At 68.8% G+C, this 6,938-nt stretch carries 4 protein-coding genes; all 4 read right to left on the reverse strand.

Features of this window, described 5'->3' with window-relative positions:
- Positions 1-6: 6 nt before the first annotated feature.
- The 4 genes from ACFWNN_RS42375 to ACFWNN_RS42390 all read right to left on the reverse strand — a co-directional run bounded on the left by ACFWNN_RS42375 (position 7) and on the right by ACFWNN_RS42390 (position 6,482).
- Entirely contained in the window at positions 7-1,308 is a 1,302-nt protein-coding gene (locus ACFWNN_RS42375) for a serine hydrolase domain-containing protein (protein ID WP_382445639.1), read from the reverse strand.
- Between the two features lie 34 nt (positions 1,309-1,342).
- The gene (locus ACFWNN_RS42380; RefSeq protein ID WP_382445640.1) at positions 1,343-2,968 is read right to left on the reverse strand and encodes a HEAT repeat domain-containing protein; all 1,626 of its coding nucleotides are present in this window, start codon (positions 2,966-2,968) and stop codon (positions 1,343-1,345) included.
- A 31-nt stretch (positions 2,969-2,999) separates the two neighbouring features.
- Complete coding sequence (locus tag ACFWNN_RS42385) at positions 3,000-4,691, reverse strand: glycosyl hydrolase family 8 (RefSeq protein ID WP_382445641.1); 1,692 nt, start codon at positions 4,689-4,691, stop codon at positions 3,000-3,002.
- A 153-nt stretch (positions 4,692-4,844) separates the two neighbouring features.
- Positions 4,845-6,482: a glycosyl hydrolase family 8 gene (locus ACFWNN_RS42390; protein ID WP_382445642.1), complete on the reverse strand. Its 1,638-nt coding sequence runs from the start codon at positions 6,480-6,482 to the stop codon at positions 4,845-4,847.
- Between the last annotated feature and the right edge of the window lie 456 nt (positions 6,483-6,938).

Consider the following 6,938-nt stretch of genomic DNA (forward strand, 5'->3'; position numbering starts at 1 on the left):
GCGGCATCATCGCACCCGGCCGAACATGCGTCCGGCGAGATCGACCCCGACGATCACGCCGTCCGCGTCGCGGGTGAAGAAACCGCGCTGCCCGCTGAACGCGCCCGCGGTGATCACGTACTCGTCGCGCGGCAGCAGCCCCATCGGGAACGGCGCGTGGTCGGCCGGCAGCTCCATCTCGGCGGACGCCCGGATCTCCGGCCGGATCAGCACCTCCAGCACCAGGCCGTTCGTGTCCTCAATGGACATCACCATCGCGTCGTTGTCGTACCCGCCCACGACTTCCGAGGCGGCTTCCGCGTCGTACGGCAACGGCTCGGGGTCGCGGTCGAGCAGCCCGGCGTGGTCCTCCAGCGCCTGCCGCACGACGGCCTGGTTGAACGGGATGCCGTCCGGTCCCTGGTTCGCGACCGCCACGACCGCGAACCCGAGCGACGGCACGATCAGCAGCTCGGCGAACTGCCCGTTGGACGACCCGCCGTGCCCGATCGCCTGCACGCCGTCGATCTCGCGCAGGAACCAGCCGACGCCGATCGCGTCGCCGAGGTTGCTGCCGCGCAGCACCGCCGTGGGCACGCGCATCGCCGCAAGATCGATTCCGTCGCCGTCGCCGAGGTGGAACCGGGCCCACGCCAGGAGATCCGCGACCGAGGCCGCGATGCCGCCACCGGGGTTGTTGGCGCGCCAGTGCCGCCACGGCCGCGCGACCTCGCCCTTCTCGTGCCCGACGGCGAACCGGCGGGTCATCACCGCGTCCCGGTCGAAGTGCGTGTCGCCGAGCCCGAGCGGCTCCAGCAGCAACGACGCCATCGCCTGTTCGTAGGTCTGCCCGGCGACGTTCTCGATGATCCGCCCGGCCAGGTTGAACCCGGACTGGCTGTAGGACGGCCGCTCCCCCACGTCGCCGATGAGCTTGAGCGTGGCCAGCTCGTCCACGTGCCGGCGCAGCGCGTCGTCGCCCTCGCCGGTGTCGACCAGCGTGCCCCAGTCGAGGCCGGACGTGTGATTGAGCAGCTGCCGGACGGTGAACGAGCGGTCGTCGGCCAGCCGCAGCTCCGGCACGTACCGCCGCACCGGCGCGTCCAGCTCGATCTGGCCCTGCGCCACCAGCCGCATGATCGCCGTGGCGGTGTAGGTCTTGGTGACCGAGCCGAGCAGGAAGAGCGTGTCCTCGGTGACCGGCAACGGGTTCTCGACGCTGGTCACGCCGTGCGTGAAGTAGTGCTCTTGGCCGTTGTGGAAGACGCCCACTGCAGCGCCGGGGATGGCGAAGCGGGCGGCGGTCCGGGCGAGGAAGTCGTTGTCCATGCCCATACCCTCGAACCCTGACCCAGGGTCAAGGTCAAGCGTCGTCGCCGAGAAGTTTCAGCACGTTCCGCGCGGCCGCCCGGACCCGTGCGTCGGGATCGGTGAGCCGGGGACGGATGTGCGGGATGCCGGCGGGATCGCGCAGCCGGCCGAACGCCTCGATGGCACGGACCCGCACCATGGCGTCGGAGTGCGTGGTCCCTCCCTCCAGACTGAACCTGGACCATTCCGGTTTGTGCCCGTGCAGCCACATGTACGCGCGCTCGACCACTGGTTCGGGACTGGGCCAGTGATCCTCGCACTCGATGCGCGCCAGGCCCCGCCCAGCCGCGTGCCGGGCCGCCCGGTCGGGGTGGTTGTTGAACAGGTACCAGAGCGTCGGCGCAGCACGCGGATCACCGATGCGGGCCAGCGCGTCCGCCGCCTCGGCCGCGTGGTCGGTGTCGCACAGGCGGATCAACGTGATCACCGCGCGTTCGTCACCGTGCTCGGCCAGCACCTTCGCGGCCCGGTACCGCACGTGGACGTCCGGGTCGTCGCACGCGGCCAGCGCCACCGCGGTCACGTCGGCACCGCCGGTCCTGCCGAGCGCCTGCACCGCCGCCTCCCGCACGCGCGCCTCGGCGTGACCGGTCAGCTCCGCCAGCGCCCGACCCGCCGTCTGCGAGCCGATCGACCCCAGGGCCAGGACGTACGGGATCGGGTTCTTCGCGGTGCGAGCCTGGTCGCACAGCGGGCCCACCGCCTCCTCGACCCTCAACGACCCCAACGCCTGCGGGGCCTCGTACTGCCAGGCGGGATCGCCCAGCACCTCGATCAGCAGAGGGACCACTCGGCCGGCGTTCCGGCTCAGCCAGCGTCTGTCGTACTGCCAGGGCGTGTCCATCGGGTCGACGAACCACGCGTCCGCCGCGGCTGCCGCGGCGGGGCCGCCGATCTTCCTCAGCCGGACCCGCGCCTCGCGCCGGACCCACCGGTACTCCACACCAGGCCTGAGCAGGGCCGCACGCAACGCCGTGATCTCGGCCTCGCCGCTCCCGGTCATCGTCCTGATCGCCGTGCTCGCCTCGCTCGGAGAACCGTCGGTCACCTCGCGCAGCAGGCTTTCGGTGTCCACCATCCCCGCGCTGTGGGCCGCCTTCATGGCGATCATGGCCTCCCACTCGTCGCCGGACTTCGACCACTGCTCTACGAGCTCGGCCACGGCGGGGTCGTCGGCGTCGAGCGGCGCGGCGACCAGGCCGTAGATCTCGCTGCGGACATCGGTCTTCGCCCGGTGCCGGACCAGCAGTTCCGCCAGCGTGGCCGGCTCGGCGTCCTCGGCAGGCGGCCGGGTGGAGCGCGACTGCGCGAGCTTCGCCGCACGGACGATCCCTTCCGCCCGCGCCACCTTCGACGACTGCGGCTGGGACCAGCCAGGCGCACAGCGCAACGCCTGCACCACCTGGCGGACGTGCAACGGAACGTCCTCGCTCGCCAGGTCCGCACTGGTCTCCGGAACGGCGTGCAGCCAGGCCGCCTGGACGGCCAGCGCGCCCCCTCCGTTCTCCTCGACCAGGCGGACCACCTGGTCGAGCTCGTCGAGGAACAGCCCACCCTCGCGGGTGAGCTGCCCCCGGTGTACCCGCTCTGCGATGCGACGCGCTCTGGCTACCCCCATCGCACCATTCAACCGTGGCCGGGCAACGGATTTACGGGATCCAGTGGTTGCCGGTCACCGTGATCATCACCTGCAGCTGGATGCTGGCGCCGAAGTAGGTGTCGGTCTGCACCGGCGTGGTCAGCATCTTGTTCCACAGCGCGTCGAGCCAGGCCTGGCCGCCGGCGTCCGTCGTGGCCGCGACGGCGAACGGCGCGAGGAACGCCGCGTCGGTGCCGCTCTGGATCTGCGTTCCGTTCAACTGGTAGCCGACGCCGATCTTATTCGGGTCGCCGCCGGTCTTGCTCTTGATCCAGGAGTTCATCTTGCGAGCGGCGGCCACCGACTTGGCGTCACCGGTGAGGGCCGCGTCCGCGCCGATCCGCCACGGGTCGCGGCAGGCGTTGTACCAGTACTTGCCGTCGTACTCGTCTTCTTCGAGTACCTTGCCCACGGCGGGCTTGACCGTGGAGTTGGTGTCCTGCACGAAGTCCGGCAGCAGGCCGGTGCTCGGCGCGTACTTCGACTGGAGCCCGGCGATGAGGTCCTGGTGCTTGGTGCGGATGGTGTCCCAGGCGCCGTCGCCGGTGGCGGCGCGGAAGGCGCGGAAGTGGTCCGACATCCAGTCCGAAGACCGCGACCCGTAGTACTTCCTGCTGTCGTCGGGGCCGGACCAGTCGCCCATCAGCAGCAGGCTGGTGCTGGGGTTGATCAGGCTCTTCTTGATCGCGTTGATGTTCTTGAGCGCGATCTGCCGGTAGTTGTACGTGCCGGTGCTGCCCCACTGCCGGTCGGCGAGCAGCAGTCCGTACGCCGTGTCCATGTCGCCGTCGGTCGCGCTGTCGCTGCCGTTGACGCTCCGGCAGGCGGTGTCCTGTTCGGACGCCAGCAGGTCTGGGTTGTTCACCGACGGGTGCGCGAGCTTGTACTTGAGCAGGCCGTCGAAGATCTTCTTCGCGTCCGGGTCGGCGCCCGCCATCTGGGCGGTGATCACCATGCCGTAGCCCTGGGCCTCGCCCACGTACGGGAACTCCGCGTCCGGCGAGATGATCTGGTACCAGCCGTTGCCGCAGTTCTGCTTGACGAACGCGGCCTTCCACTTCTGGTAGTACTCGACGACCTCGGCGTCCAAAGTGGACGTGCTGCCGGACGGGCGCAGGACGCCCACCGCGTAAGGAGTCTTCCTGCTGCCGAACGGGTAGCCCAGCCCGTTCGGTGGCGGAGTCGTGGTCGTGGTCGTAGTCGTCGTGGTCGTGGGCGGGGTGCCACCGGACACGCCGTAGACCTCGAACTCCCACAGCGAGTAGCCGTACGTGGTGCCGCGCGCCGTGCCGTACATCCGGACGTAGCGCCCCGAACCGGACAGCGTCAGGTCGTCGGTGCCGCCGTCACCGCTGCTGGTCGAGTAGACGTCGGTCCACGCCGAGCCGTCCGGGGAGGTCTGGATCCGGTACGACTTCGCGTACGCCGCCTCCCAGCTCAGCTTCACCCGACTGATCGAGTGCGCCGCACCGAGGTCGACCCGCAGCCACTCGGGATCGCGCCCCTCGACCGACGCCCACCGGGTCGACGCACTGCCGTCGACCGCCTTGCCGGCCTCGAACCCGCTGCCCTCGACGGACGAGGCCGTGACGGCCTTGCCGCGCGAGACCAGCGGGTCCGCCGCCGACGCGATGGTTGTTCCGGCGACGAGAAGACCGAGCACGAGCCCGGCCGCCCCGAACACCACTTTTCTGCCGCCCACGACCGCCTCCAGCAATTGGTTAACAAAACTGCCAATGCGAGTTGGAGGGGACGGTAAGCAGGCGTCTGCGCAGCTCACAAGAGGTACGGACCAGTGTTGCGCGTTCGAACAGCACGATCGGCGAGACACTTCCGCGCCCCGCCGACCGTCGGGTCACGGCACCCAGTGGTTCCCGGTCACCGTGATCATCACCTGCAGCTGGATGCTCGCGGAGAAGTAGCTGCCGCCGTCGATCGGCGTCTGCACCATCTTGTTCCACAACGCGTCCAGCCACGCCTGGCTGCTCGAATCGGTGGCGGCGACCACCGCGAACGGCGCGAAGAACGCGGCGGCACTGCCACCGGAGATCTGCGTGCCGTTGAGCTGGTACCCCATGGCGATGTTGTTGGGGTTCCCGCCGGTCTTGGCCTTGACCCACGTGTTGAGCTTGCGGGCTGCCGCCAACGACTGCGAGTCCCCACTGGTAACCGCGTCCGCACCAATCCGCCACGGCACCCGGCAAGCGTTCCAGTAGTACTTGCCGTCGTTCGCACTCTCCAGCACCTGCCCGGCAGGCGGCCGCGGCGAGGAGTTCGTGTTCTCCACGAAGTCCGGCAACAACCCGGTCCCAGGCGAGTAGTGCTGCTGAAGCTGCGCGATGACGTTCTGGTGCGCCCCACGAATCGTGTCCCACGCCCCATCGCCAGTCGCCTTCCGGAACGCCCGGAAGTGGTCGACCATCCAGTCCGAGGACCGCGACAGGTAGTAGTACTGGTCACCGGCGCTCGACCAGTCCCCCAGCTTCAGCAGGTTGGTCTGCGGGTTCACCTCACTGGCCTTGATGGCGTTGATGTGCCGGACAGCCAACTGCTTGTAGTCGTACGTCCCGGCCGACCCCCACTGCCGATCGGCGAGAAGCAGCCCGTAGGCCACGTCCATGTCGCCGTCGGTGGCACCGTCCCCACCGTTGACACTCCGGCAGTTCACGTCCTGCTCGGCGGCCAGCAGGTCCCGGTTGATCGAGGACGGATGATCGATCTTCCACTTGACCAGCCCGTCGAAGATCCTCCGAGCATCGGGATCAGCACCGGCCATGGTCGCAACGACAACCATGCCGTACCCCTGCGCCTCGGCAACGTACGGATGATCGGCATCAGGCGAGATCACCTGATACCACCCGTTCCCGCAGTTCTGCCGGACGAACGCGCTCTTCCAGCGCTGGTAGTAGTCCACCACCTGAGCATCCAAAGTGGACGTGCTCCCGGACGGCCGCAACATCCCGGCCGCATAAGGCTGCAGCCGACTACCGAACGGCACCGCAACCCCGGTGGGCGGCGGCGTGCCGTCCCCAACGCCGTAAACCTCGAGCTCCCAGAGCGAGTACCCCCACTCAGTACCGCGAGCAGTACCCAACACCCGCACGTACCGCCCACTACCGGACACGGTCAGGTCATCGACCCCACCGTCCCCAGCACCGGTGGTGAACACGTCGTTCCACGAGCCACCGTCAGCAGACGTCTGCACCCGATAGGCCCGAGCGAACGCCGCCTCCCAACTCAGCCGCACCCGACTGACCGAGTGCGCCGACCCGAGGTCGACCCGAATCCACTCCTGAGCAGTCCCGAGCGCCGAGGCCCACCGCGTACCGGCATTCCCGTCCACGGCCTTGTCCGCCTCGTACCCGGCCGCCTCAACCGAAGAAGCCGTCACCGCCTTGCCGCGAGAGACCAGCGGATCCGCCGCCGAAGCACTGGTCGTCCCCGCCGCAACGAGCGCCAATGCGAGCGCTCCCACCACAAATCTGCTGCTCACAACCACCTCTAGCCCATTGGGTAACAAAGCTGCCTGATCGCAGACGGGCGCGAGACTAGGCGGCAGGTCACCACCGGACAAGAGGTACCAACCAGTTGTCCGAGACAAACCGGGGACCGTGACAAGTTCCGGACGTCCCGGCAGGCCAAGAACATGGCAAGGATGGCTTGAGGACATGCGAAGCCGAAGGCGAGCCCGCATGAGCGCAAGCATCGCGATGGCGCAGCCGAGCCCAGCCAAGACCCAACGCAATGCCGGAAGGCGAGGCGTCCTTACCTCTTGGCTCCGTCAAAGCGGTGTGGTGACGTGCGGTGCCAACGCAACCACGCACGCTCGAGATTGGGGCTTGACTTTGGGTGCGAGGTGCTACCTTCGCGGATCGGCCGGGCGCTTTTCAGCCCGGCTTTTAACGGCCGATGAGCGCCTCGCAAGGGCCCCGAAGTCAAGCCCCAATCT

This window comes from Lentzea sp. NPDC058450 (assembly GCF_042721395.1).
Taxonomy (GTDB): domain Bacteria; phylum Actinomycetota; class Actinomycetes; order Mycobacteriales; family Pseudonocardiaceae; genus Lentzea.